Source organism: Acinetobacter suaedae, from assembly GCF_008630915.1.
GTDB lineage: Bacteria > Pseudomonadota > Gammaproteobacteria > Pseudomonadales > Moraxellaceae > Acinetobacter > Acinetobacter suaedae.
Genome location: NZ_CP043909.1, coordinates 1,571,016 through 1,593,810, shown reverse-complemented (window position 1 = coordinate 1,593,810; position 22,795 = coordinate 1,571,016). Strand labels below are relative to the sequence as shown.

Below are 22,795 nucleotides of genomic sequence, written 5' to 3'. Positions count from 1 at the left end.
CCCCAGTGATATTTTCAGACAATTTTGCTGTTATAATTGCCGCGTCTTTATTTAATATGTTGTTTTAGCAATGGCAAATAAAAAACTTTTAATTTGTGCAGCAATCGCCACTGGCCTTTTATTAACAGCCTGTGTGAAAAAAGAAGAACCTAAGAATGAAGAGCAGCAGTCTGAACAACCGACTGAAATGACTGAAGCACAAGTCACAGAACAACAACCTGAGCCTGTGGAAACCATTCAACAGTTTGAAACGCTAGAAACTGTGGAAACAGAAGAGACTCCAGCTCCTACAGTTGAGACAACTAGAGAGGAAACTGAAAACACGACAACAGAGATTCGTCGTGAAACTCGTCCAGCTCAACAAACACAAAGTAGTAATACTTCAAACAATACACAAGCGTCTGAAACGCCTCGTACACCAACACCGAAACCGGCTCAAACAGAAACAAGTACACAAAAAGCTGAACAGCCAAAAGCACCAAAGCCTAGTGGCCCAAGCCAATCTGAAGAAGATGCAGTTGCCGCAGCGATTGCCGCAGCAACACCAGCACTCAACAACTAAACCAAGTTCAGATCAAAAGCCATTCGTATTGAATGGCTTTTTTTATTTCTCACGGTTATGAATAGTTCTTAAAAAAATCAGCCATTAAACGTGAAGCCCATGATTTAACACTTAAACTTTCATAAAAACCACAGTGGCTGCCTTTTTTAGTTGTAATAACTACAATATTTTCCATCTGCTTTATCGTATCTTTATACGGCTCCAAGTTTTTAATTGAACACACTGGATCATCTTCAGCATTTAAAATCATGAGTGGAATTTTGATATTTTGAAAAACATAAATAGGATTAATCGCTTTGCAATAACTTTGATAATCCTGAAAACCAGCCATTTCAAAATAAGCTTTTTCAAACTCTTCCAAACTTGTTGTCGCTAACACCTTTTCCAATGAAGCAACTCGGCTCCAAATATTTTTATATGGCTCAATAAAATGCTTGAATAACTTTTTCGTCATTACCTTACTATAAAAAGGATGCACGTTTTTAAAGCCAATCTCAGTGTTATATCCTGGACACATGGCAAATGCAGCCTTAAAAGGCGTATTTTCTGCCTGCTCACCTAGATACCTAACCAACAGACCAGTTCCAGCAGATGAACCTACTGCATATAGATCAGATTTAGGAAATAACTTTTGGATATGATCCAATTGTTCTTTAAGGTCACTCGTTGAACCGAATAACGAAATCTGAGGGACTGGCATAGGTAGCCCGGCATGACCACGGCGTAAACATAATGCAATTCGCCACCCTGTATATTCGTGTAAATCTTTAACCAGTTCACGCATACTTTCAGGTGTACCAGTAATAGTATGCATCATCACAACTGTTGGTATATCTTTGGGTAGATCAAAACCGTACCATGCAACTGCTGTGATACCACCATCCTTCATAGTAAGTTGATCAATTCGATCATATTCAAGCTTAACGGTTTTCTTTCTAATGACATCAAAATATAGAAGATGAACATGAGTATTACTCAACCACGGTGTTGGACGATATTTTTGTTTTAATTGTGGTAACTTGTCTAAAACGTCTTTGAGTTTTCCCTGTGGATGATAATACATTTTAGGAAGTTCAGCGCCTAATGCTAAATCATATAATTCTGAACCCAAAACTTTGAGTTTATTTAGAGTGGATATGCCCATAATTTCATTCCTCCCTTTATATTAAGGGTTAAACTTCTGCCGCACTAAGTCCGCGACCTGTTTTCCCCAAATTGCATATATTTCACGACTTGGATGAAAACCATCTTCTGCCATGGGTAAATCTAATGCCTTAAAAACCTCGATATCGTATGGAATAAATCTAAATTTTTCTTGTGAAGCTAACCACTGTTGTAAAGTCTTATTCATGTGATTTACGTATTTTCCAAATAACCATGCTAATGGTTGGGGTAATGCTGGAAAATACTGCATAGGTGGTACTCCTGATACAATAACCAATTTTGGTTGAAAACGGTTTTGTATTTGAGTAAATAATTGTTTTTGTTGTTTTATCCATGATTCTATAGAGGTCAATTTAGTGATATCATTAACACCCATTGATGTTACAATTACATCATAATCACACTGAGAAATTTCACTTATAGCCTTACATACTTGTTGAGTTGTATGCCCAGTTCTAGCATGCAATCTCCACTTCAACATATAGTCACTTTTTAGTTCAGAAATAATCGCACCAGATAACGCTTCTTTCTGCGTCTCCACACCAACACCAGCCGCCGCTGAATCGCCCAATATCAGTAAAGAAAGAGATTTTCCTTCACCTACAAACCCTTCTCTATCACCTTGCGGTTCAGGTAATAGTGGCGTTCGTTTACGTACGATGATGCCTTGAATAACCAAAACAGGTAATAAGACAATAGTTGATAACTTCAACCACATTTTAATAATCTCAATATTACTTAGGCTATTTAAAGGGGTTAATTCGACTGATACTGGGCAAATCGTGCACCCATTTGCTCAGCCAAGGCAGCCAGCCCACTCATAGGACGAATCATTACTTCAAAATCAATAATTTTCCCATGCTCATTAAAACGAATCATATCGATCCCCTTTAATGCTTTATTACTGACATTGGCACTAAATTCAAGCACCACATTTTTACCATCTTCGGTATAGAACTCTCGATGGTAAGTAAAGTTTTCAAAAACCTGTATCACATTGGTCAGGATAAAAAACACCACGTGTTTGCCCTCATAAGGTTTATAAGCTACTGGTGATCGAAAAACTACGTCATCAGCCAACAGCTCATTTAAATGAGACATATCGCCTGTTTGTATCATTTGATGCCATTTTTCTAGCGACTGTTTTATTATCTCAAGTGTCATTTTATTTTTCCTTTAATCCCTACACATTAAAAGTGAATGAGCACTTCTCTTGATGAGAAAATGCTCATCTTTACGTTATAAAACAGCAGCTAACTCAGCACCCTGACGTATCGCACGTTTAGCATCCAATTCGCCTGCCTCTTTGGCACCACCAATGAGATGAACACTTTTACCATCTGCTTTCAACTGATCATACATCGCTGTATACGATTCTTGCCCTGCACAAATCACGACATTATCGACATCAAGAACACGGCTTTGACCCTCTACCGTGATATGCAAGCCTTGATCGTCCACTTTGTCATAGCTAACTCCAGCGATCATTTTCACATCACGATGCTTCAGACCAGTACGATGAATCCAGCCTGTGGTTTTGCCTAATCCAGAACCAACAGCAGCCGTTTTACGCTGTAATAAATAAATTTCTCGTTCTGATTTTTCTAATTCAGGTTGCTTTAAACCACCGACATTTTCATATGAGGTATCAATTCCCCATTCTGCATAAAATTTTTCTGGATTTAGGCTTCCACTTTCTCCTTCGTGACTCAGATACTCTGCCGTATCAAAGCCAATCCCACCTGCACCAATAATCGCCACACGCTTACCTACAGGTACACGTTCTTTCAGCACTTGTAGATAACTTAGAACCTTTGGATGATTAATACCTTCAAACTGTAGTTGGCGAGGTGTCACACCTGTAGCTACAACAATCTCATCATAATCAGCTTGACTCAATTCCTCATAAGTCACCGTGTGATTAAGTACTAATTCAATATTAGGTTGCAACTCAATTTGACGCTTGAAATAACGCAAGGTTTCATAAAACTCTTCTTTCCCTGGAATAGTCTTAGCAATATTAAATTGTCCACCAATTTGATCACCTGAATCAAAAACCTTAACCTTATGACCACGACTCGCAGCATAAACTGCAAAGCTTAGTCCTGCTGGACCAGCACCAATCACGGCAATATTTTTTTCAGTTGCTGCTTCTTTAAAAATGAGTTCTGTTTCATAACATGCACGCGGATTAACTAAGCAGGTCGCAACAGTCATAAAGAAAATATGATCTAAACAAGCTTGGTTACACCCAATACAGGTATTTATTTCATCACTACGACCTTGACTTGCTTTGAGAACGAACTCAGGATCTGCCAACATTGGACGTGCCATAGAAATCATATCGGCATGACCAGAAGCCAATACATATTCAGCCATTTCAGGGGTATTGATACGATTCGATGTAATTAATGGAATTGAAACAGAGCCTTTTAGTTTTTCTGTGACCCATGTAAATGCCGCTCGTGGTACTTTAGTTGCAATTGTTGGAATACGGGCTTCATGCCAACCAATTCCTGTATTAATAATTGTTGCACCTGCTTTTTCGATTTCTTTAGCGAGTTGTATTACTTCTTCTAAGCTTGAGCCTCCCTCGACTAAGTCCAGCATTGATAAACGGTAAACGATAATAAAGTTTTCTCCAACTAAATCTCGAGTACGCTTAACAATCTCAATTGGAAAACGAATACGGTTTTCATAACTACCACCCCACTCATCATCACGATGATTGGTACGTGCTGCAATGAACTCATTGATCAAGTAACCCTCTGACCCCATGATTTCCACGCCATCATACCCAGCATATTGAGCCAACTTGGCACAATTAGCAAAGTCATCAATCGTTTGCTGTACTTCAGCTGAACTTAATGCTTTTGGCTTAACAGGATTAATAGGTGCCTGAATTGCAGATGGTGCAACATTATTAGCTTGATATGAATAACGTCCTGTATGAAGAATTTGCATGGCAATCTTACCACCGGCATCATGTACAGCTTGGGTAATTACTTTATGCTTTTCTGCCTCTTCAATACTATCTAGTTTTGTCCCATGAGTAAAAACCACACCATCATCATTAGGAGACACGCCACCAGTAACGATTAACCCAACATCACCTTTAGCACGTTCAGCATAAAAAGCCGCCATACGTTCATAGCCTTGTGGCGCTTCTTCTAAACCAATATGCATAGATCCCATAAGCACACGATTTTTTAAAGTGGTAAAGCCTAAATCAAGTGGCTCTAATAAATGTGGATAAGCTGACATGTGTTCTCCTTTGGCGAGCAATCTGCTTGCTAATGCAACTTGTTGCATAGACTTATAAACAAGATTTGATTTTTATGCAACATATTGCATAATTCTGATGAGTCATTTTTATATTGGATCAGTATGTCACTCGCCCACGTTTTATTGACGAGCTTATTAGAAAAACCAAGCACTGGTTTTGAACTTGCTCGTCGTTTTGATCGCTCAATGGGCTTCTTTTGGAATGCGACACATCAGCAAATCTACAGAGAACTCAATGGTATGCTGAAAAAAGGATGGATTTCTACAATAGAAGAACAATCAGCAAATAGTCGAAAAAAAACTTATCAAATCGAACAGTCTGGAAGAATACAACTCGCTTCTTGGATAGAAGAACAAAGTGAACCTGCTCAACTTAGAGATGACTTAATGGTTAGATTAAGAGCAGAAGCACAACTTGGAGGTAATAAAATTTTGCCTGAATTAGAACGACACCTTCTACTTCACAAGGAGAAATTAAACCTTTATCAGGCGATTCATGATAAAGATTTTAAAAATAATGAACCCACCAATCGTGTTTTGTTTATTCATAAAATGATCCTTGAACTTGGTATCATTAAAGAAAATGAATGGATAAAATGGTTAGAACAAATGATTCCTCAACTGAAAAAGTTTGAAGAACAAAACGAAATTGGAGAAAAATAATGCCGTTTTATACCATGCCTGATCAAGAAAAATTATTTGTTCGACGTGTAGGTGAAGGTGAACCCGTACTCGTCTTATCGGGACTCGGTATGCAAAGTTGGCAGTGGCTTCCTTTTTTATTTGCTAGCCGTAAACAATATGAATTTATTATTCCCGACTGGCGTGGTTTTGGTGGCTCTAAAGATTGTGCAATTCCACATTTAGATGCAATTTCAAGTCATTGGAATGATGTTGATACGCTGATCAAACTATTGAAATTAGATCAGTTTATTTTGATGGGCTATTCTATGGGTGCAACAACTGCAATGCACGGAATGAAACATGGCCAATTATCACAAAAACTTAAAGCCTATCTTCATATTGATCAAACACCTAAAATTCCTGTAGATGAATCTTGGCAATATGGTTTATTTGGGCAAAAACAGCCTCAATTTAAGGACCTTCTTAAACAGATTCAGATGTTACTATTAGAGTATAAACATGCATTAAGGCTTGAAGACCTCCCTAACGACATTCGTTTCAAACTGGTTAGTTTATGGGGTGCATTTATTGAACTACAAAGTAATAATAAATATAGCCCTAAAGTATTTAAACTCGCATTACATCGCCCATTTCTACAAAAATACTTACTACCTATTCAACGTCTTGACTACTTACTCTGGTATGTTGAAAATTATCTCAACCATGATGAAGATTATCGTGAAGCAATTAGTCAACTAGAATGTCCAACAACCTTTTTTATCGGTCGAGATTCAACCCTTTACCCTGAAACAGGACAAACTTTAATTGCTGAAAGCTTAACAAATGCTAAAACTATCTATTTTGACCGTTCAGGACATACCCCTTTGATTACAGAGCCGAGAAAATTTACTCAAGAAATTGGGCTTTTTCTTTCAGCACATTCAAGCCATGCAGCATAATGAGTAACAAATAATATTACTAGCCAATCTCTCTGAATTAGCTAGTAATATTTGAACATCACTTTTTTGATCTCATTTGTTCTGCAACATCTAATAAAGCTTGTTCAGTTTTATCCCAACCTAAACAGCCATCAGTTACTGATTGTCCATACGTCATATCACAAGAAATCTTTTGATTTCCATCAACCAAATGACTTTCAATCATCACACCACGAACTTTCGACTCAGCACGCTCTGCAATAATTTGTTTTAAAACATTCGGCTGTTGCAATGGATCTTTACCACTATTTCCATGACTACAATCAATCACTAAAGCAGGTAAATGCTTATGCTTAAAATGCATCGCTTGAATTGATGCCAAATCATAGTTTGTGCCTTGGTTAGAGCCACGTAAAATTAAATGTGGTAACGGATTACCATTACTATGAAGAATTGCTGGTAAACCTTGCTGAGTCATTCCTAAAAATTGATGCCCATTCAAAGCAGATTGAATTGCATCTAAAGCAATTTGAATTGAACCATCAGTTCCATTTTTGAAACCAATGCTATACGGCATATGACTTGCAATTTCACGATGAATTTGTGATTCACTCGTACGTGCGCCAATTGCGCCCCAAGCCAACAGATCATCAAAATAACCCGTAGCCATTGGACTTAATATTTCACTTGCAATTGGCAAACCTTTCTCAATGAGTTGCAAGTAAAGCTCACGAGATTTCTCTAAACCCAATTGTAAATCTGATGATCCATCTAAATTTGGATCGTATAAGAAACCTTTCCAGCCCACAGTTGTACGTGGTTTTTCAATATATGCTCGCATTACGAGAAAGATCTGGTCTTTTACTTGTTCTTGTAATTGCTGTAAACGATCAGCGTACTCTAATACAGCAATCGGATCATGAATCGAGCAAGGCCCTGTAATAACCATTAGACGATGATCATGACCTGATAAAATATTTTGAATCGTTTGACGATGTCTTGAAATTTGCTCTACTAAATTAGCAGACAAGGGATACTGCGCTTTGAGTTGTGTTGGCAAGCTGAGCATTGTTTCTTTTGTATGCGTTTGTGGTTGTGTCAAAGCAGTATTTAAAGCATTCATTTTCATTTCCTTTGGACTGTTATACAGTCCGAATATTTATTTGAGCAAGTGGGATCTAAGCGATGTTGATTTCTTTGCAAAGTAGAACCAAGAAGTCTTGCTAAAATATGAAATGTTGAATGTATACATGGTAATTCTCCTAAAGTGATGATTGTTAAAGCATAAAAAAACCTGACCGGGGTTGCCGATCAGGTATTAACTGGTTGGGCAACCCTTTTTGCTGCCCGAAACGCATCAGGCAACTATCAATAGTGCCAAAAGTAAAAATATGCGTTTGTGTTCACAGTATGCTTTAACATAATTTTTTCAAATATCTAAAAAATATCTCTAAAACCTAAATTACGCACTATTTCAGCATTTGACAAGTATTTTTTATATTTTTTTAACCAGATCTTCAAAATCTCAAGATTTGACCTTTCTTCTCATCCCTCATAGAATAGTATAAAAATACATCAAGTTGAGTCCACGCCAATGAAGTAAGTCCTATTTTTATCATCAAAATCATTCTTTCTTTTTTGATGTGCAAAATAGACTTAACTATCTGTTAGCGTTTTCTATTCTAAAATTTATCTCTATTTTGCATATCCTGTTTATGAGATTTCTTATGACTCAACAGGCATGTATTATTTCAAATCTATCACTTGAATTCCCCCAACAAAAACTCTTTGATCATCTTTCATTTCAGCTACCTCTACATCAGTTTTGCGGACTCATTGGACGCAACGGCCAAGGTAAGTCTCTACTCATGTCTCTTTTGCAAAAACAAATAACGGCGGAGCTACCCTATACTGGTCAAATTTACTGGCAATGCCCTCATCAATATCTTGCTCAAATCCAACGTTTACAAGCTCACACAATTGCTCAAGCTTTGGATATCGAAGATTTATATTTATGCTTTGAGCGCATCAAATACGGTACAGCATCATTTGCTGATTATGATCAGGTTGAACACCTTTGGCATTTACCAACAGAGTGGTATCAACTTCTAGAAAGTGCAGAATTACCGACAGATCTTAAAACCCCAACTCAAAATTTGAGTGAAGGTCAAAAGACTAAACTTGCACTTTGTCGTTTATTTTTACTTAAAGATCACTACTTACTTCTAGATGAGCCGAGCAATCATTTAGATAGCCGTGGACGTAGATGGCTGATCCAACAAATGTCTCAACACCCAACAGGTGGACTCATCATTAGCCATGACAGACAACTTCTAACTCATGTACAAGGTATTTTTTCATTGAGCCAGTTGGGTCTGCACTATTATGGAGGAAACTACGCACTTTATTTACAACAGCATCAGTTGCAAGTGAAATCATTATCACAAGCAATACAACAGGAAAAGCGTGAATTAAAACAACTCAAAGAACAGCAACATCTAAACCTCATGAAAACACAAAAACGTAAAAAAACAGGTGAGAAACTAAGAGCATCAGGCTCTCAAGCCCCGATTCTGTTAGATGCTAAAAAAGAACAATCTGAGCAATCACTTTCTCACCTACGCAAACAACAGAGTAAGCAACTTAAAGATGCAAAAGAAGAATTGCAGCTAAAGCAAACTCAAATGGCGTATCTAAAATCACAATCATTTGAATTTAATCATGTTGTAGAAAAAACAGGAGAAATCTTACGTTGCTGTCATTTACAGCTAGCATATACAAAGATAAAACCTATTGATCTTGCTATCCATGCTGGAGAAAAATTGCATTTGATCGGTGTGAATGGTATCGGTAAATCTACTTTACTCAAAACACTACAAAGGGTCATTCCTCCAATAAGTGGAGAGATCTATTGTAAGGCAAACTCTGTTTATCTTGATCAGAATCTCTCACTACTTGATGATGGTATTTCTGCTCTTGAGTATTTACAACGTATTAATCCAGAACTAACAGAACAACAAGGCCGAACCTTATTAGGCAATCTACAAATTCGAAGAGATAAAGTATTTGCAACAATTTCAACTTTAAGCGGCGGTGAACGATTAAAAGTGGCTTTGCTTACCCTAAAACAGCAAGCTGTTGAACTGTTATTTTTAGATGAACCCGAAAACCATCTCGATATCGAATCAAGAAGGATATTAGCCCAAGCGATTCGCACTTTTAATGGTACGGTAATTCTAGTATCACACGATGAGGCATTTGTAGAAGAATGTGGAGTTTCTAATCATTATTTGATGACTTAATTTTGTATGCTAACGGCATGGTAATAAATTTTCACCATGCTTAGCTTAACGTATTAAACCCTGTGGTTGTAATATAATTATCGCAGCACCACTCAATACGACCAAACCACCTAGAATATCCCAACGCGAAAACATCACTTGATCTACATAGCGTAGCCACAACAACGCTGTGAATATATAAATACCACCATAAGCAGCATATATACGCCCCGAAGCAGCAGGATGCAAAGTTAATAACCAAACAAACATTGCTAAACTTAAAGCGGTTGGAATCCAAAACCAATGTGACTTCCCTTGATTCAAAATTAAATAAGGAAAATAACAACCAAGGATTTCGGCAATTGCTGTAACGAAAAATAACCCAAATACTTTGAGTATTTGGGTTATTGAGTAAGAAATATCAAACATTAAGCAGGTTCAGCACTCGGATTAATATGATCTTCAAAAACTTCCAATTTTAAACCGACTTCTTTGCCATTTTCTGTCTTCACAGAAACTGCAACATTACCACCATGCTCAGCAAGCTCACCGAATAAAATCATCTCAGCAAGCGGTTTTTTCAAATGTTCTTGAATCAAACGCTGCATTGGACGAGCTCCCATGAGACGGTCATAGCCATTAGCCGACAACCAATCGCGTGCACTTTGATCGACCTCAAGCACAACTTGTTTTTCATCTAACTGCGCTTGTAGTTCTGTCAGGAATTTATCAACAACAGATTCAATTACAGTTGTAGGGAGAGCCTTAAACTGAATTACACCATCCAAACGATTACGGAATTCAGGTGAGAATGCACGCTTCATCGCATCTTGATTATCAGCGCTATGATCTTGTTCAGTGAAACCAATACTTGCTCGAGAAATGCTCTCAGCTCCAATATTAGTCGTTAAAACAATAATCACATTTCTAAAATCAGATTTACGACCATTATTATCCGTCAATGCACCATGATCCATCACTTGTAATAACAAGTTGAACACATCAGGATGTGCCTTCTCAATCTCATCCAGTAGTAAAACACAATGCGGATTCTTATGAATTGCATCTGTAAGCAAACCACCTTGGTCATAACCAACATAACCTGGAGGCGCACCGATCAACCGTGAAACAGCATGACGCTCCATATATTCAGACATATCAAAGCGTACAAACTCAACGCCTAACAGTTTAGCCAACTGTTTGGTCACTTCAGTTTTACCAACACCTGTAGGACCTGCAAACACAAAACTACCCACTGGCTTGTCTGGTGCTTTTAAGCCTGCACGTGATAATTTAATTGCCGATGCAAGTGCTGTAATTGCTTCGTCTTGACCAAAAACAACACGCTTCAAATCACGCTCTAAGTTTTCAAGTACTGTTTTATCGTCTTTGGAAACCGTTTTTGGTGGAATACGTGCAATTTTAGACACAATATCTTCAATATTTTCAACAGAAATCATTGAACCATCGACTTCAGCCTTTAAACGACGTTGGGCGCCCGCTTCATCAATCACATCTATCGCCTTGTCTGGCAAAAAGCGATCATTTATGAATTTAGCAGAAAGCTCTACCGCTGCAACAAGTGCCTTATCTTCGTATTCAACATGATGGAAGTCTTCAAATTTTCCTTTTAAGCCTCGTAAAATTTCAATCGTTTCACTGATACTCGGCTCGTTGACATCAACCTTCTGAAAACGACGAGATAGAGCATGATCTTTTTCAAAAACTTGACGATACTCTTGGAAAGTCGTTGAACCAATGCAACGTAGACTTCCATTTGCCAAAGCTGGTTTGATCAAATTCGATGCATCCATTGTACTGCCCATACTAGAACCAGCACCGATGATCATGTGAATTTCATCAATAAATAAAATTGCATTTGGATTCTTTTTCAAAGCATTAAGCAATTGTTTTAACCGCTTTTCAAAATCACCACGATATTTTGTACCAGCAACCAATGCACCAATATCTAAGCTATAAACTTCTGCATTGGCAAGTGGTTTAGGCGCCTTACCATTGACGATCAACCAAGCCAGACCTTCAGCAATCGATGTTTTACCAACACCAGGATCCCCGACTAAAAGTGGATTATTTTTACGGCGACGGCATAAAATCTGTGCTGCACGCTCAATTTCTTTCTCACGTCCGATTAAAGGATCAGTTTTCCCTTTTTGCGCCTCGACATTTAAGTTAAGCGTGTATTGCTCTAATGGTCCAGCACTTGCTGAAACTCCGTTCTCACCTTCAATGTCTTCTACTTCTTCCTCAACTTGAATCTCATCTTTACGTGTACCATGAGATAAATATTGAGTCAGCGTCAAACGGTTAATTTGATGACGTTTAAGCAAATAAACAGCAAAAGAATCTCTTTCTGAATACATTGCCACAAGAACATCAGCACCTTCTACTGTACGATCGCCGCCGCTAGATTGGACATGGAAAATTGCCCTCTGCAAGATTCGATCAAAACTCTCAGTAGGATGAGGCGCTTGCTCACTATTATCACCAAGTTTTGGGGTATGTTGCTCTACATATTCCTCTAATTCCTTACGAAGAGTAACGATGTCGGCACCACATGCTTTTAATGCATTCACGGCTGAATCATTATCAAGTAAAGCAAGCAACAAATGTTCTACTGTCAGAAACTCATGTCTCTTTTGACGAGCCATGCTAACAGCCAAACGTAACGATACTTCTAATTGACGACTGAGCATGTAACCCCCTTATATTTTGTGCCCTATCAAAAAAAGACTAATCTTTAACTGAAAAGACGGTTATAGACTGATCCACAGGAGTATCAATAACTGTTATCTCGTACACATTTATGATTCTCTTTGCTTCATAATCTACTGTTAGCATTAGTTGAGCATATCGGTCAAGATTCAAAACAAAGTATTGTTGTAAAAATTCAATTACAAAGAGGAAATAAACCATCCATTTGTTCAAAAAGAAAACAAAACATCCATCGTATATCAGAAAAGATACCTCAGACCTGTCTCACCCTATCACGAAGCATAAAAAACTTCTCAGAATAAATTATCACTTTATTTTCTCTTCAATCTACTTGCTACTTGAGCATGTAGATCTCTCATATGACACAAGCCTGATACATGAGGAATAAATTCTATAAGCGCGTTATTTTCTTAATGCTTTCACTCATAGCATAGCTGTTCGCCTTGCGCAGCTAAAAAGCGTTGCTTTTCTTAACACTTTCACTCACAGCATAGCTATTCGCCTTGCGCAGCTAAAAAGCGTTGCTTTTCTTAACGCTGCTCAGGTTCGATTTGGCACAGTAATGGATGACCTTGTGATCGAGCGTAATTATTTACTTGATTCGCTTTAGTTTCAGCGATATCACGTGGATAAATTCCAGCAGTACCCTTACCTTCGTAATGTACCGTTAACATGACTTGACTTGCTTGTTCAAAATCCATGGAAAAATAACTTTGAAGCACCTCGATCACAAAGTCCATTGGCGTGTAATCATCATTCATCAAAACGACAGCATATAATGGCGGTCGTTTTAATTCTGGTGGGGCTGTTTGCACAACCACCTCACCATCATGCTCCTCGTGCGAATCACTTAAACGAGGATTTAAGTGCCAATCAACATAACCCGATTGTTGAAACGAGTTTTTTACTTCACTTAAATTCATTTGACGCTTATATCTTCGCATATTGAGTACTTAATCTTTAAATTTACTGAGCATTTGCTTCAGCTTGAGGAATTTCTGATACAAAAGCAGAATTCAGTTCTACAGGTTGACCACGTTGCCAACTAAAGCGCTTAATTACTGGTGTTCCAGAACCAGTTAAACGAACCTCTATATACTGAGGTGTAAATCCTTTTGGCATCGTCCAACGCCCTGTTAAACGCTCAAAATCTTCAAAATTAAAACTTTTATCTTCTAATGGTACGTCTAAAATTTCAGTATTTCGGATTAAACGCAACTCAACCGAACCACTAGCTCGACGCTTGTTTGGGCTAACCTGCACTAAATCAATTTGATATTCGAAAGCATTTTCTGGCAATGATTTAATAGCAAGATTTTGTATCGTCAAGCTAACTCCCCCACGTTGTTTCAAAATATCACGATAAATCGCGTTCATTCCTTGAAACTGGGTTTTCTCTGCATTCGCTTGATTGATTGCTTTAAATAGCTCATCAGCATTACTTACAGCCATATCACGCTCTTGGATCGCTGCATTTAAACTCCTATTCACAGAGTCTAATGCTGTCTTTTGCTTCTGAACAACATCAACAAGTTGTTCAGCATCCGCATCATAGCCAACAACAGTCAATCCTTGACGGTGACCAACAGTATAGCCAACCATAAGACTACCACCAATTAGAATAGCAGCAGCAATAAACAAAGGTAAATTTGTTTTTAAGAATTTGTTTTTCTCAACGGAACTGTCTGGTGAATTCGTCGGCTCAACGTTTTCCATCTTCATCTCTATCGTTATGATCTACATCAAAGCACACATTTAAATCCAAATTTAAATGTGTGTGAAGTAAAAAAGCGTTTCTTATGGTAATAAACCAATACCTTCCAAACCTGTTGCTTCATCAATACCGAACATTAAGTTCATATTTTGAACAGCCTGTCCTGCTGCGCCTTTCACAAGATTATCTTGTGCCACCAAAATAACTAATTTACTTGGCTGTGGACGGTATAATGCGATTCTAAGCTCATTTGCACCACGTACACTACGAGTTTCTGGCGAACTATTTGCAGGCATAACATCAACAAATCGTTCATTTTTATAAAAGTCCTCATATAGAGCTTGTAAATCTTTTTGCTGACCTTGCTCAGTTAAATCGACATAAATCGTACTTAACATACCACGAATCATAGGCACCAAATGGGGTACAAATATCAATTGATCAAACTGACCTTGTTGTTCAGATATATTTTCTAATGCTTCTACAATCTCTGGATGATGACGATGTCCAGCCACACCATAAGCTTTGAAATTATCAGCATTTTCAGTATAAATCATACCAAGACTAGCTTTACGCCCAGCACCAGAGACACCTGATTTTGCATCAACAATAATACTTTGCGTATTTATCAAACCAGATTGCCCTTTTAAAAGCGGCGCCAAACCAAGTTGTACAGTTGTCGGATAACAACCAGGATTACCAATCACTTCAGCTTGTTTAATTTTCTCACGATTCAGCTCAGTTAAACCATAAACTGAAGATTTGAGTACTGTTGGACATACATGTTGCATACCATACCAATTCTCAAACTGCTCAAGATTTTGCAATCGAAAGTCAGCAGCAAGATCAATCACTTTAGTACCAGCTGCGACCAACTCTTCAGCATGTTGCATAGCTACCCCATGCGGTGTTGCAAAGAAAACCACATCACATTGTTTAAGCTGTTCTACATTTAGGTCAGAAAACTCTAACTCCGTATGGCCACGTAGACTTGGGAACATATCTGCAACACGTTTTCCGGCTTCTGTACGTGAAGTAAGAATACTGACTTGAACATGTGCATGTCTTAACAATAGACGTAAAAGTTCAACCCCAGTGTATCCAGTCCCACCAACAATACCAACAGAAATCACGTGCCACACCTTTAGCTTCAATTGAGGTAAGTAAATAGTATGGCAGTTTGCCCCGTTTTTCACAATCTACAAGCCACTAACTTATAAGAAATTAATGATTAATTAGAATAAATACCATTCAATTCACGTCTATAGTAAAAAATCACCTATAAGCACTAAAAGCTTTTTTATTTTATTCGAGTGAATTTTACCATTGGTCAAGAAATACTATTGTATCAAGACTAGATTCGCATAGAATAAAACAGCGCAGTAATAATAATTTTTCATGGATGCATATTTTTTTGGAGAGCTGGAATGCCTTCTTTGATGTTAGAACAAAGATTACATCATCACATCTGTTTAGGCTTGAGTGCCATCTTACTTAGTTCAACTTTAGTTGGTTGTGGCAGCGGTGAAAGTAAAGCCAATAAAGAATCTCAACCGAAAGAGGTCATCGTTCCTAAGCCAAAAGACTTTAATATCAAAGTACCCATCGAAATGCGAAATGTTGTACTTAAGGTATTTGATAATTCAGATGGTAAATTAGTACTTGAACGTAATGTCATTACTACAACAAATCTAACAGTCACATTGCCATATGTCCTCGATAAAAATCGCCTATATCGTGTTGAAATCTCTACAACACCAAACTCTCTCATATATAACTTTCTCAATAGCCAATATGAACGCTTGGATCTCACATGGCGCGCCTTAGTCAAAGTTGATGTAAGCCATTCCACCCAAACTGTTTTTATCAACCCAAGCTCTGAAGCAATTTATCAACGAGCGTTAGTTCGTTCAGGACAATTACCAACTGATGAAAACCAATATTTTATGTCCATTACAGCAAATCAACTTGAACGTGCTACAGAAGATGTTGATTCTGCTTTATTAAGTGCTTTTAAAAATCTTGATATCGTAAATGTAGAAGGAAGCACTCTCCTCAACATATTTTCACCTCAAGATGCTCATTTAAAAACCGCTTTATATGCAAACACATATCTAAGCTTTGGATATTTTTATCAATGGGCTAAGACTTATCCAGACAACTCTCTCGTGGAGTTTGCAAAAAATCTGGCTATTGATTTAAGAGATGGCCATCTGGATGGAAAAACACTTCGTGGTGATCCAGCGCCTTTAACTTCACTGGTTGCGACCACACCTGACAACATTGATCCTGCTAAAAACACAATTATCGGTATTGGTACCACTCAAAAAAATGCTCGTGAGCAATATGCAGCCTCATTAAAACAGGCGGTGCTTGAGCTTGCAGACACATATAACCAAAGCAGCTCCAACCCAAAAAACTATAGCAACTTACAACAACGAACTTATGCTGGTGTTATGCCAATTACTGATCCATCCACGCCCTCAGGTGTTCGTTTAAATGGTGCTGGTGATTATCGTCGTGCTGTCGGTTTTGCTGATATCAGTGCAACATGTAATGGTTCAATATACCCATGTAAACAAGGCCTAATCGGTATTAATGTGATTGACCATTCCCTACCAACAATTGAATACCTCATAGGTCATTACCAGGACAGCACTCAAAATTGTCAGCTTAATGTACGAGCTGATGGCTGGATCGAACTTATAAAAGATAATCAAAAGTTTCGATCAAAATTAGATGGTGACAGTACAGATAATTTATTACGAGTGAATAAAGCGGATCACGAGTATCTACTAAACAGCAGCTCTCCAGAACCTAAGCAAGGCGAACTTCAATATCAATTTGTTCAGTTACATCTTAAAGAAAATCAAGTATTAAGTGCTAGTGCTGGTTTGGATCGTCGAAAAGCACCAGACCAATTACAAAGTACACAATTACAGTGTAATTTCAGCTAATAAAAATGAAATCAAGCAATTAAAAATTGATTGCTTGATTTCAATCATGAAACCCAATTTTTATTCATTATTAGAAACATTAAACTTCATTGTCATCAAACCGTCATCAAATGTTAACCAAACTTTCACATCTATTAATTAGTTTACTTATCAACTAATTTTTAGAGAAAAAACATTGAAACTTAAACCATTACTTTTACCTGTACTTATCACCTCCCTATTATTCACCGCATGTGGTGGAGACGACAACAATCATTCATCATCAAATCAACCGTCAGATAAACCAAAGCCACCTGTAACTACACCTCAATTTGACGGTGAACTTCTTGAAGTTGGCGCTAATGGTGATATTAGCGAATTTGGCGGTGCAACTCGCTTAAAAAAAGAACGTACTCAAGCAATGAAAGAGTCTCTCAGTGATAAAACCGTCAAGCATGTAATTCTATTTATTGGTGATGGTACGAGCGATTCTGAAATTACCGCAGCGCGAAACTATGCAGAAGGTGCAGCTGGTTATTTTAAAGGCTTAGACGTCTTGCCTTTCACTGGAAGCTACACCACCTATTCATTAAATAAAGATGGCGAAGTTGACTATGTAACTGACTCCGCAGCATCTGCAACTGCATGGGCTTCTGGAATTAAAACTTATAACAATGCTTTAGGCCTAGATATTCGCGGAAACCATCATGCAACACTCCTTGAATTAGCAAAAAAAGCTGGATTTGCAACAGGAAATGTTACCACTACAGAACTACAAGATGCGACACCTGCGGCACAAATTGCGCATATTAGCTCACGGAAATGCTATGGGCCAGATGAGACATCGGGAAGATGCCCTGAAAGTGCACTAGAAAAAGGTGGGTTAGGATCGATTACAGAACAATTGCTTACTGCTCGTGCAGATATCAGTTTGGGTGGCGGTAAAAAATCATTTTATCAAATTGCAAAAGCTGGAAGCTATCAAGGAAAAACCTTATTAGAGAGAGCCCAACAAGAAGGCTACCAAATCGTTGAAGATCTTGATTCTCTGAAGAAAATCCAAATGGCAAATCAAAACACACCTTTATTGGGTCTTTTTGCTGATGGCAACTTACCAGTTATTTGGAGTGGACCAAATACAGAATTGAATGGACATAAAAAAGGGGCCGAAAGCTGTCGAGATAATAGTGCCTTTTCTATTCAAACACCACGTCTGGCACAAATGACAGAAAAAGCAATCGAGCTATTAAACAACAATGAAAAAGGCTTCTTTTTACAGGTTGAAAGTGGTTCTATTGATAAACGAAATCATGCAGCCGACCCGTGCGGACAAATTGGTGAAACTGTACAACTAGATGAAGCCATTCAAGTTGCTCTTAAATTTGCAAAAGAACACGGCGAGACATTAATTGTTGTAACAGGTGATCATGCACATACAAGCCAAATTATACCAATAGATGGAGATAGTCCTGGACAAACTGCAGCATTGAAAACCAAAGATGGGGTTGCAATGGCAATCAATTACGGCACCGCTCCAGAGGGTTCAAGTCAACACCATACCGGTGCACAAGTCCGTATTGCGGCTTATGGACCACGTGCTGCGAACGTATCTGGCTTACTAGATCAAACAGATTTATTCTTTATTATCCGTGATGCGTTAGGCATTCAACAAAACGCCTCAAGATAAACAGTACCAATTAAGGCGACCACAATATTTGTGGTCGTTTTTATCTATGGAAATTGAGTCATGCACATAACCACTAATGTGAATGCTATACTCTTTCCAACATGATGATTCAAGCTTAAATTTGATGCCAATCGCAAAGAAAATTCCTAAACTTCTTATTTATTTAAGACTCATCCTTGGCATACTCATTGTTATTATTACCCTAATGCAAATCAAATTTTATCCCATTTACACTGTAATCTTCCTGACATTAGGACTTCTCAGTGACATTTTTGATGGCATCATCGCTCGACATTTGGGCGTCTCGGATCAGAATCTACGTAGATTAGACTCAAATATTGACCAAATTTTCTTTATCTGTGCGATCAGTGCAATTTACTTACAGCAACCAGAATTCTTTAAACAACATATTTTTCCAATCATTATTTTAATTATCTTTGAAGCATTCACTTATATCATCAGCTACTTCAAATTTAAGAAAGAAATTGCAACTCATACGATAGGGGCAAAAATATGGACTTTATTTTTATTTGCATTGCTGGTTCAAATCACACTTACAGGACAATCACAACTTTTATTCAACGCAGTTATTTGGCTAGGAATCCTGACACGCATTGAAATTATCGCAATCATTTTCACACTCAAGCAATGGCAGAATGATGTACCTAGTCTGAAACAAGCTCTTCGTTTAAGACGAGGATTAGAAATTCAACGCAATCGTTTTTTTAATGGTTAAATAAACCAATCAAGCACTATTACTTTTGATAATACCAACTTTGTAATTGAACCTGCTTCAACTGTTTACGATGTTCGATGTAATTTTGATCATGTTTCGCAACTTCAGCCCAAAAAGCTTCACTATGATCAAAATGTTTGGTATGTACCAGTTCATGCACACAAACAGAGCGAACAATCGACTCAGGCATCAAAACCAAAGCTGCATTTAACATGATGTCATGTTTAGAGGTACAACTTCCCCACCTTGTCTTTGGCTTTCGGACTGTACATGCTTGGTAAGGCAAGCCGATTTCTCGACTGATTTGATTTAAATATTCAGGTAAAAATTGTTTTGCATAAGCCAATACCGCTGCTTGTAGGGCTTTTTCAGCTTCTATCTCTCGGATAAATAACGTCTGTAGCTCCCAATTAAATATAAAGATATGACGTTGTTTTTGTTTCACAATGGAGAATGGTTGAGTGTGAGCAAATAAAGCCAATTGCTCAGGAACAGTCGAGGTTTGAAGAAGTTGCTGTTGTTGCTTCGCCCATGTAGCCAGCAACCATGGTTCGGATTGATTTAAAAATTGTTGAATCTGACGTTTAGTACAAAATAGCGGCACCGTCAAACGGACGCCAGTTGGCTCAACACGCAAACGCAAATTTCTTGCCCTTGCATGTCGAACTACTTTGACTTCTGGTAAAGGCGTTTCTACAGAAACAAATGTCATTACTGTGCTACACGTTCTTCAATTCCATTATCGGTTGCAACAATTGCAATAGTCGCTGCATTGAGCGCAAAAATACCATTGGTTACAACACCCGGGATGTTATTTAATGTCTTCTCTAACTCAATTGGATTGAGGATATTTAAATTATAAACATCCAAAATCACATTTCCATTATCAGTCACAACACCTTCACGATATACAGGATCACCGCCTAAAGCGACAATTTTACGGGCTACAGCTGAGCGTGCCATTGGGATCACTTCAACAGGTAATGGAAACTCACGCCCTAATTGCTCAACCCATTTTGAATCATCAACTATACAAACAAATTTTTTGGCAATAGAGGCAACTATTTTTTCACGTGTCAGTGCAGCGCCACCACCTTTGATCATATGCATATGACGATCAATCTCATCAGCACCATCCACATAAGCATCTAAACCACCAACAGAATTCATATCAACAACTTCAATACCTAATTTTTTAAGGCGTTCTGCTGTCGCATTTGAACTCGCAACTGCTGCCTCCAATTGCAACTCAGGCAACAAATCAATTAAAAAATTAACCGTACTTCCAGTTCCAACGCCCAAAATGCCGCCTTTAGGCAAATGTTTTAAGGCTGCTTTAGCAGCAGCTTGTTTTTTTTCATCTTGGGTTGCATATAGACTCATGACTTCACTCAACTATTTTGACATTTGCTGCAAGAAAACAGCGCAAATGCACAGGGGTTTGCTACAATGATCCCCTATTTTAAACTGTTATAGGGAAGATGAACATGCTGTCTCGTGTGGTACGACAAATTTTACAAGCAACGGTTTACGATGTCGCGATTGAAACACCGCTAGAAGCAGCTCCACGAATTAGTCAAAAAATTAATAATAACATCCGATTTAAGCGTGAAGATTTGCAGCCCGTCTTCTCTTTCAAGCTACGCGGTGCCTATAATCGAATTAGCCAACTTCCAAAAGATCAACTTGACCGTGGTGTAATCTGTGCTTCAGCGGGCAACCATGCTCAAGGCGTTGCTTTATCAGGGAAGAAGCTAGGTATTCCTGCCATTATTGTAATGCCAAGCACAACACCCGACATTAAGGTACAAGCTGTTAAAAATTTAGGCGGTCAAGTTGTACTATATGGTGACAGCTTTGATGTTGCTAATAAATATGCTAAACAACGTGCAGAAGCCGAAGGCCTAGTTTTTATTCCACCTTATGATGATGAACTCGTCATTGCAGGCCAAGGCACAATTGCCAATGAAATCTTACGTCAATGGCGTGATGTAGAATATGTCTTTGTAGCTGTAGGAGGCGGTGGCCTAATCGCAGGTGTAGCTGCTTATCTAGGTGAAGTCGCACCACACGTCAAAGTGATTGGTGTGGAATATGAGGAGTCTGCATGTTTAAAAGCAGCACTAGAAGCAAATGAACGTGTAATTTTACCGCATGTTGGATTGTTTGCAGATGGCACTGCCGTTGCACAAATTGGCGAACTTCCTTTTGAAATGGTGCAGCTACGTAAATCAGACAATTCAGGTCCTATTGTTGAACCAGACATTATTACTGTAAATACAGATGAAATCTGTGCAGCAATCAAAGATACTTTTGATGAAAATCGCAGCATTGTCGAACCATCTGGCGCGATGGCATTAGCAGGTATAAAAAAATACGTTGCCGAACATCAAATCAGTGATAAAAACATGGTGTCAATTGTCTGTGGCGCAAATATGAACTTTGATCGTTTACGCTATATTGCGGAACGTACCGAGCTTGGTGAGCGCCGAGAAGCTATTTATGCTGTAACCATCCCAGAAGAAAAAGGTGCCTTTCTACACTTCTGTCGAGCATTGCAAGGGCGTAATATTACTGAGTTTAACTACCGTGCCAGTGATAGCAATTTAGCACAAGTCTTTGTCGGAATCAGCTTAAAAGGTGGCGAACCTGAAAGACATGAAATCCATGAAATGTTAAAACAACAGTATGAAGTAGACGATCTTTCAGATGATGAGGTTGCTAAACTGCATATCCGATACCTCATAGGCGGCCATGCCAATATTGAGAATGAACGTTTATTCCGCGTTGAGTTCCCTGAACGCCCTGGTGCACTGTTAACTTTCCTTGAGCGATTAGGTCCAACACACAACATTACGTTATTCCACTATCGTAATCACGGTGCTGCTGAAGGCCGGGTACTTGTTGGTTTACAATCAACCGATGCTAAACAAAACCCTGATGGATTGATTGAAACCCTCGAACAAATCACTTATCCATATGCAGAGATTAGTGACAATATTGGTTATAAACGCTTCTTAAAGTAAAAATCATCATAGAGAAAGCCGACAGTTGTCGGTTTTCTTTTTATCTGTACTAGACAAATGCCTCCACACAACACAAAATCATTACAAATAGAATTTTTATCCATTTTAA

At 38.2% G+C, this 22,795-nt stretch carries 21 protein-coding genes; 8 read left to right on the top strand and 13 right to left on the bottom strand.

The window, feature by feature from the left end; genetic code table 11:
- Positions 1–70: 70 nt before the first annotated feature.
- The gene (locus tag F2A31_RS07515; protein ID WP_150025859.1) at positions 71–562 is read left to right on the top strand and encodes an internalin; all 492 of its coding nucleotides are present in this window, start codon (positions 71–73) and stop codon (positions 560–562) included.
- Positions 563–617: 55 nt separating this feature from the next.
- Here F2A31_RS07515 and F2A31_RS07510 read toward each other — a convergent pair whose 3' ends face one another.
- The 4 genes from F2A31_RS07510 to F2A31_RS07495 form a co-directional block, all read right to left on the bottom strand.
- On the bottom strand, positions 618–1,706 hold the full coding sequence (locus tag F2A31_RS07510; protein ID WP_150025858.1) for a YheT family hydrolase: 1,089 nt from the start codon (positions 1,704–1,706) through the stop codon (positions 618–620).
- Positions 1,707–1,727: 21 nt separating this feature from the next.
- A complete protein-coding gene (locus F2A31_RS07505) occupies positions 1,728–2,444 on the bottom strand; it encodes an SGNH/GDSL hydrolase family protein (RefSeq protein WP_150025857.1) in 717 nt (238 codons plus the stop codon).
- Between the two features lie 38 nt (positions 2,445–2,482).
- Positions 2,483–2,890, bottom strand: coding sequence for a nuclear transport factor 2 family protein (locus tag F2A31_RS07500; RefSeq protein ID WP_150025856.1), 408 nt, complete (start codon positions 2,888–2,890; stop codon positions 2,483–2,485).
- Between the two features lie 75 nt (positions 2,891–2,965).
- A complete protein-coding gene (locus F2A31_RS07495; RefSeq protein WP_215899262.1) occupies positions 2,966–4,990 on the bottom strand; it encodes an NADPH-dependent 2,4-dienoyl-CoA reductase in 2,025 nt (674 codons plus the stop codon).
- Positions 4,991–5,113: 123 nt separating this feature from the next.
- Here F2A31_RS07495 and F2A31_RS07490 point away from each other — a divergent pair, with 123 nt between their 5' ends.
- Both F2A31_RS07490 and F2A31_RS07485 read left to right on the top strand, forming a co-directional pair.
- Positions 5,114–5,674: a PadR family transcriptional regulator gene (locus F2A31_RS07490; protein WP_150027719.1), complete on the top strand. Its 561-nt coding sequence runs from the start codon at positions 5,114–5,116 to the stop codon at positions 5,672–5,674.
- Positions 5,674–6,594, top strand: coding sequence for an alpha/beta fold hydrolase (locus tag F2A31_RS07485; RefSeq protein WP_150025854.1), 921 nt, complete (start codon positions 5,674–5,676; stop codon positions 6,592–6,594). Before F2A31_RS07490 ends, F2A31_RS07485 begins: the two co-directional genes overlap by 1 nt.
- 58 nt (positions 6,595–6,652) lie before the next feature.
- Here the strand turns inward: F2A31_RS07485 and F2A31_RS07480 are convergent, their stop codons facing one another.
- A complete protein-coding gene (locus tag F2A31_RS07480) occupies positions 6,653–7,696 on the bottom strand; it encodes a 3-deoxy-7-phosphoheptulonate synthase (RefSeq protein ID WP_150025853.1) in 1,044 nt (347 codons plus the stop codon).
- Positions 7,697–8,300: 604 nt separating this feature from the next.
- Between F2A31_RS07480 and F2A31_RS07475 the strand changes: the two genes are divergently transcribed.
- Positions 8,301–9,875 carry an ATP-binding cassette domain-containing protein gene (locus F2A31_RS07475; RefSeq protein ID WP_150025852.1) on the top strand — a complete coding sequence of 525 codons (1,575 nt, stop codon included), beginning with the start codon at positions 8,301–8,303 and terminating at the stop codon, positions 9,873–9,875.
- 45 nt (positions 9,876–9,920) lie between these two features.
- Here F2A31_RS07475 and F2A31_RS07470 read toward each other — a convergent pair whose 3' ends face one another.
- The 6 genes from F2A31_RS07470 to argC form a co-directional block, all read right to left on the bottom strand.
- Positions 9,921–10,283, bottom strand: a complete 363-nt coding sequence (locus F2A31_RS07470; RefSeq protein WP_150025851.1) for a YnfA family protein — start codon at positions 10,281–10,283, stop codon at positions 9,921–9,923.
- Complete coding sequence (clpA, locus tag F2A31_RS07465) at positions 10,283–12,568, bottom strand: ATP-dependent Clp protease ATP-binding subunit ClpA (RefSeq protein ID WP_150025850.1); 2,286 nt, start codon at positions 12,566–12,568, stop codon at positions 10,283–10,285. Before clpA ends, F2A31_RS07470 begins: the two co-directional genes overlap by 1 nt.
- A gap of 37 nt (positions 12,569–12,605) precedes the next feature.
- On the bottom strand, positions 12,606–12,788 hold the full coding sequence (locus F2A31_RS15990) for an ATP-dependent Clp protease adaptor ClpS (RefSeq protein WP_150025849.1): 183 nt from the start codon (positions 12,786–12,788) through the stop codon (positions 12,606–12,608).
- 329 nt (positions 12,789–13,117) lie between these two features.
- Positions 13,118–13,531, bottom strand: a complete 414-nt coding sequence (gene clpS / locus F2A31_RS07455; protein WP_171490569.1) for an ATP-dependent Clp protease adapter ClpS — start codon at positions 13,529–13,531, stop codon at positions 13,118–13,120.
- 22 nt (positions 13,532–13,553) lie between these two features.
- Entirely contained in the window at positions 13,554–14,303 is a 750-nt protein-coding gene (locus tag F2A31_RS07450) for a DUF6776 family protein (protein ID WP_150025847.1), read from the bottom strand.
- A gap of 81 nt (positions 14,304–14,384) precedes the next feature.
- Positions 14,385–15,434 carry an N-acetyl-gamma-glutamyl-phosphate reductase gene (gene argC, locus F2A31_RS07445; RefSeq protein WP_150027716.1) on the bottom strand — a complete coding sequence of 350 codons (1,050 nt, stop codon included), beginning with the start codon at positions 15,432–15,434 and terminating at the stop codon, positions 14,385–14,387.
- Positions 15,435–15,728: 294 nt separating this feature from the next.
- Between argC and F2A31_RS07440 the strand changes: the two genes are divergently transcribed.
- The 3 genes from F2A31_RS07440 to F2A31_RS07430 all read left to right on the top strand — a co-directional run bounded on the left by F2A31_RS07440 (position 15,729) and on the right by F2A31_RS07430 (position 19,660).
- On the top strand, positions 15,729–17,258 hold the full coding sequence (locus tag F2A31_RS07440) for a hypothetical protein (RefSeq protein WP_150025846.1): 1,530 nt from the start codon (positions 15,729–15,731) through the stop codon (positions 17,256–17,258).
- Positions 17,259–17,433: 175 nt separating this feature from the next.
- Complete coding sequence (gene phoA / locus F2A31_RS07435; RefSeq protein WP_150025845.1) at positions 17,434–18,924, top strand: alkaline phosphatase; 1,491 nt, start codon at positions 17,434–17,436, stop codon at positions 18,922–18,924.
- 82 nt (positions 18,925–19,006) lie between these two features.
- Positions 19,007–19,660 (top strand): CDP-alcohol phosphatidyltransferase family protein, encoded by a 654-nt coding sequence (locus F2A31_RS07430; protein ID WP_150025844.1) that lies wholly within the window; start codon positions 19,007–19,009, stop codon positions 19,658–19,660.
- A 19-nt stretch (positions 19,661–19,679) separates the two neighbouring features.
- Here F2A31_RS07430 and F2A31_RS07425 read toward each other — a convergent pair whose 3' ends face one another.
- Complete coding sequence (locus F2A31_RS07425) at positions 19,680–20,372, bottom strand: YgjP family zinc-dependent metalloprotease (RefSeq protein ID WP_150025843.1); 693 nt, start codon at positions 20,370–20,372, stop codon at positions 19,680–19,682.
- A complete protein-coding gene (gene rpiA / locus F2A31_RS07420; RefSeq protein ID WP_150025842.1) occupies positions 20,372–21,043 on the bottom strand; it encodes a ribose-5-phosphate isomerase RpiA in 672 nt (223 codons plus the stop codon). The genes F2A31_RS07425 and rpiA overlap by 1 nt, the downstream gene beginning before the upstream one ends.
- A 98-nt stretch (positions 21,044–21,141) precedes the next feature.
- Here rpiA and ilvA point away from each other — a divergent pair, with 98 nt between their 5' ends.
- The gene (ilvA, locus tag F2A31_RS07415) at positions 21,142–22,686 is read left to right on the top strand and encodes a threonine ammonia-lyase, biosynthetic (RefSeq protein WP_171490567.1); all 1,545 of its coding nucleotides are present in this window, start codon (positions 21,142–21,144) and stop codon (positions 22,684–22,686) included.
- Positions 22,687–22,795 lie beyond the last annotated feature (109 nt).

Coding starts and splice junctions, on each gene's coding strand:
- F2A31_RS07515 (WP_150025859.1), top strand. CDS start 71: ATGGCAAATAAAAAACTTTTAATTTGTGCAGCAATCGCCACTGGCCTT.
- F2A31_RS07510 (WP_150025858.1), bottom strand. CDS start 1,706: ATGGGCATATCCACTCTAAATAAACTCAAAGTTTTGGGTTCAGAATTA.
- F2A31_RS07505 (WP_150025857.1), bottom strand. CDS start 2,444: ATGTGGTTGAAGTTATCAACTATTGTCTTATTACCTGTTTTGGTTATT.
- F2A31_RS07500 (WP_150025856.1), bottom strand. CDS start 2,890: ATGACACTTGAGATAATAAAACAGTCGCTAGAAAAATGGCATCAAATG.
- F2A31_RS07495 (WP_215899262.1), bottom strand. CDS start 4,990: ATGTCAGCTTATCCACATTTATTAGAGCCACTTGATTTAGGCTTTACC.
- F2A31_RS07490 (WP_150027719.1), top strand. CDS start 5,114: ATGTCACTCGCCCACGTTTTATTGACGAGCTTATTAGAAAAACCAAGC.
- F2A31_RS07485 (WP_150025854.1), top strand. CDS start 5,674: ATGCCGTTTTATACCATGCCTGATCAAGAAAAATTATTTGTTCGACGT.
- F2A31_RS07480 (WP_150025853.1), bottom strand. CDS start 7,696: ATGAATGCTTTAAATACTGCTTTGACACAACCACAAACGCATACAAAA.
- F2A31_RS07475 (WP_150025852.1), top strand. CDS start 8,301: ATGACTCAACAGGCATGTATTATTTCAAATCTATCACTTGAATTCCCC.
- F2A31_RS07470 (WP_150025851.1), bottom strand. CDS start 10,283: ATGTTTGATATTTCTTACTCAATAACCCAAATACTCAAAGTATTTGGG.
- clpA (WP_150025850.1), bottom strand. CDS start 12,568: ATGCTCAGTCGTCAATTAGAAGTATCGTTACGTTTGGCTGTTAGCATG.
- F2A31_RS15990 (WP_150025849.1), bottom strand. CDS start 12,788: ATGGTTTATTTCCTCTTTGTAATTGAATTTTTACAACAATACTTTGTT.
- clpS (WP_171490569.1), bottom strand. CDS start 13,531: ATGCGAAGATATAAGCGTCAAATGAATTTAAGTGAAGTAAAAAACTCG.
- F2A31_RS07450 (WP_150025847.1), bottom strand. CDS start 14,303: ATGGAAAACGTTGAGCCGACGAATTCACCAGACAGTTCCGTTGAGAAA.
- F2A31_RS07440 (WP_150025846.1), top strand. CDS start 15,729: ATGCCTTCTTTGATGTTAGAACAAAGATTACATCATCACATCTGTTTA.
- F2A31_RS07430 (WP_150025844.1), top strand. CDS start 19,007: ATGCTATACTCTTTCCAACATGATGATTCAAGCTTAAATTTGATGCCA.
- F2A31_RS07425 (WP_150025843.1), bottom strand. CDS start 20,372: ATGACATTTGTTTCTGTAGAAACGCCTTTACCAGAAGTCAAAGTAGTT.
- rpiA (WP_150025842.1), bottom strand. CDS start 21,043: ATGAGTCTATATGCAACCCAAGATGAAAAAAAACAAGCTGCTGCTAAA.
- ilvA (WP_171490567.1), top strand. CDS start 21,142: ATGAACATGCTGTCTCGTGTGGTACGACAAATTTTACAAGCAACGGTT.